This window comes from Aphanizomenon sp. UHCC 0183 (genome assembly GCF_009712065.1).
Taxonomy (GTDB): domain Bacteria; phylum Cyanobacteriota; class Cyanobacteriia; order Cyanobacteriales; family Nostocaceae; genus Dolichospermum; species Dolichospermum heterosporum.
Map to the genome: position 1 here is coordinate 45,823 of NZ_VILC01000037.1, position 2,972 is coordinate 48,794.

A 2,972-nucleotide genomic window follows, 5' to 3' on the forward strand; every position below is an offset into this window, starting at 1 on the left:
TTAATCAGCGTCAAATTAGCAACATCATTTACAAACAGATCCATCATCCTGTAAATCCTAAAATCCTGGAAATCCTGATTCAGACAATTAATCACCGTCAAATTAGCAACCTCCTCTGCAAATAGATCCCTCATCCTGGAAATCCTCACACAGCTTGCACCACGCTATCAGACAAATGCTACAATTAATCCGTAACGACAAGAAGTAAACAAAATGGAAAGCAGAATAACTATTCATCCAGATATTTGCAATGGACGACCTATTATTACTAATACTCGAATTTCTGTACAAACAATTATGGAGTTTTTAGGTGCTGGTGATTCAATTGAGGAAATTCTGGAAGAGTACCCCTCTCTACAACGAGAAGATATTTATGCTTGTATTCAATTTGCAGCAAAGTTGATGGGGAATCACTACGAAGTGAGAAAAATCGCATGAATGGGTTTTTATTCGATGAAAATCTACCCGTGAAAATTCAATTTACTCCATCTTTACCCATTGTCCATGTTTCAATCTTAGGTAACAGTCCAAGTGATACCCAAATATGGCAGTATGCGAAAGAAAGAAAACTGGTAATTGTTACCAAAGATGCAGATTTTTCTGATCGCATGATGGTTGATTTACTCCCGCCTAAAGTAGTACATCTACGCTTTGGGAATGTGCGAAAACGTCAATTTCACTCACTCCTGTCCAGAGTTTGGCCAGAAATTGAAATTTTAGTGGCTGATCATCAGTTAATTAATATTTATTTGGATCAGATTGAAGCTTTTAAATAATTAATGTTTGATACTAGAAAGCGATCGCTTAAAATGATAAATCACATCTTGCAAGCTATCAGACAATTTCCCTGCGCCACCCTATCAGACAAATGCTACAATTAATTAGTAACGACAAGAAGTAAACCTTATGTTACAAGTACAAATTAAATCTGATTCTCCCGACGTTGAAATCGTCCAAAACCTAATTAAAGGAGCTATTGAATCTGAGATTAAAAATTTACAAAGATCCTTAGAGAAAACTAATAAATTATTGCAAGAATTTGAGACAAAATATCAAGTTTCATCAGAATTTTTCTGGACTAATTGGACAGCAGAAAACCTATCAGGAGGGGACGATGAATATGTAAGTTGGGCGGGAGAAATTAAAATTAAGGACAAATTAATTAAGGCTTTACAAAAGTTGGATACTATAGAATATGTCACTCAACAATTACCAAGCTAATATTGTTGTCATTATTCAAAAATATGTGAACCAAGGGTGGATTATATCCTTTAATTTTTCAGTAGATGCTAGATCAAACTATGTCGGGTTTATCCAGGGAAATTTAGAATTTTCACGGGGGAGTCGCTTATTTTTCAAAGAATATATTGATCTACAAGAATCATTAGAAAAGCTCTCTTATTCATTCCATTATCAAGACAATGAAAACAACTTAATATTTCGCTATGATAATGCCAAACACAAACCTGATTTGGGCTACGCAGATCATAAGCATATTAAAGATGAAATTATCCCATCTACAATTCCAGAGCTTGAACAAGTGATTTTAGAGATTATTAGGGACTATTTAGAGGATACTTGACAACTTTCCAATCCTGGTACACTATGCTATCAGACAAATTCCCACAGAGTTATTTCAGATCCCCGACTTCTTGAAGAAGTCGGGGATCTAGGGATATAGGGACAGCGATCGCCACCAATTAACCACCGGATACCTCATCCTGTAAATCCTGAAATCCTGGAAATCCTGATTCAGACAATTAATTATCTAGGACTTACGCACGCTCACTAATTTACCATGATATGAATGAACGAAATTGCGTCGTTTTCGGCTTTGGGAATAACTTATTGAGTAGGGTGCGTCAGATAGAGGGAATCTGTTTTTTTGTCAAAATATCGTGTCTGACGCACCCTACAAGGGATAAAATTTACCTCGCATATTTGGGGAATCTTGTCAATGCGTAAATCCTATTATCCTCAAATTAACAACCTTATTTTGGTGCGATTAGAGTTATTAAGGATAGTAATTTATTGGGACATTTATCAACAAAAATGTTATTATTTACTAATAGTAAAGTGCTGATATTAAGATTCAACAGTTATTATGGGATACCCAAAGCACTGCAACGCCAAAATCGGGCGTTGCTGATTAAGAGTATGATTTTGTTTCACGCAGAGGCGCAGAGTCGCAGAGAGTAAGAGGTTGAAATGATTGATTTTTCAATTTCATACCCTAATTCAGCAACGCCTAAAATCGGTAATCGGTTTAATGTGATAATGTAACTAATTTTAGTTGCAAAAAATCGTTGAGGACAGATAATGGAAGTAAGCAGTCGGGAGTTCTCATGACCCGCAGGGAGAAATTAATTAAGCGGTTTCTTAGCATTCCCAAGGATTTCACCTGGGAGGAGTTAGTCAGCTTGCTTTCGGGGTTTGGGTTTGAGGAAGTCAGCACAGGTAAAACGGGAGGTTCTCGGCGGCGTTTTCTCAATGATGCGGGAGTGATTATTACGTTACATAAACCCCATCCTCAAAATATTCTCAAACGATATCAGATTGAACAGATTATTGAGATTCTCCAAGGGGAAGAATTGCTATGAATAACATGATGCAATACAAGGATTATTTCGGGTCTATTCACTATAGTGATGATGATAAAACCTTCTACGGACAGGTGGAATATATCCGCAGTTTAATTAGTTTTGAAGGGGAAGATGTGGCTAGTCTCAGGGCTAGTTTTGAGGAAGCAATTGATGATTATTTGTCTCTTTGTGAAGAAAAAGGGATTGAGCCTGAGAAGCCATTTAAGGGGAGTTTTAATGTCCGTGTAGGTAGCCAACTTCATCGTCAAGCGGCGTTATTTGCTCAACAACGGGGGGTAAATCTTAATAAGTTGGTGACGGATGCACTGGAACGTTATTTGAAAGGGGAATCTTTAGAAAATGCTTGAGGAATTCGGGATATGAAGTGGC

Annotated in this window: 6 protein-coding genes; all 6 read left to right on the forward strand. The window is 37.0% G+C overall.

All coding sequences use genetic code 11. The features are described 5' to 3' along the window. The first annotated feature begins 213 nt into the window (after positions 1-213). Entirely contained in the window at positions 214-438 is a 225-nt protein-coding gene (locus tag FJR37_RS14285) for a DUF433 domain-containing protein (RefSeq protein ID WP_039201637.1), read from the forward strand. Continuing rightward, the gene (locus tag FJR37_RS14290) at positions 435-776 is read left to right on the forward strand and encodes a DUF5615 family PIN-like protein (protein ID WP_039201635.1); all 342 of its coding nucleotides are present in this window, start codon (positions 435-437) and stop codon (positions 774-776) included. The genes FJR37_RS14285 and FJR37_RS14290 overlap by 4 nt, the downstream gene beginning before the upstream one ends. Before the next feature lie 130 nt (positions 777-906). Further along, positions 907-1,221: a hypothetical protein gene (locus tag FJR37_RS14295; RefSeq protein ID WP_168466311.1), complete on the forward strand. Its 315-nt coding sequence runs from the start codon at positions 907-909 to the stop codon at positions 1,219-1,221. Next, positions 1,196-1,582: a DUF6516 family protein gene (locus FJR37_RS14300; RefSeq protein ID WP_168466312.1), complete on the forward strand. Its 387-nt coding sequence runs from the start codon at positions 1,196-1,198 to the stop codon at positions 1,580-1,582. Before FJR37_RS14295 ends, FJR37_RS14300 begins: the two co-directional genes overlap by 26 nt. A 724-nt stretch (positions 1,583-2,306) precedes the next feature. Beyond that, positions 2,307-2,600, forward strand: coding sequence for a type II toxin-antitoxin system HicA family toxin (locus FJR37_RS14305; protein ID WP_217355281.1), 294 nt, complete (start codon positions 2,307-2,309; stop codon positions 2,598-2,600). Then, positions 2,597-2,950: a type II toxin-antitoxin system HicB family antitoxin gene (locus FJR37_RS14310; RefSeq protein WP_039201632.1), complete on the forward strand. Its 354-nt coding sequence runs from the start codon at positions 2,597-2,599 to the stop codon at positions 2,948-2,950. Before FJR37_RS14305 ends, FJR37_RS14310 begins: the two co-directional genes overlap by 4 nt. Positions 2,951-2,972: the final 22 nt, after the last annotated feature.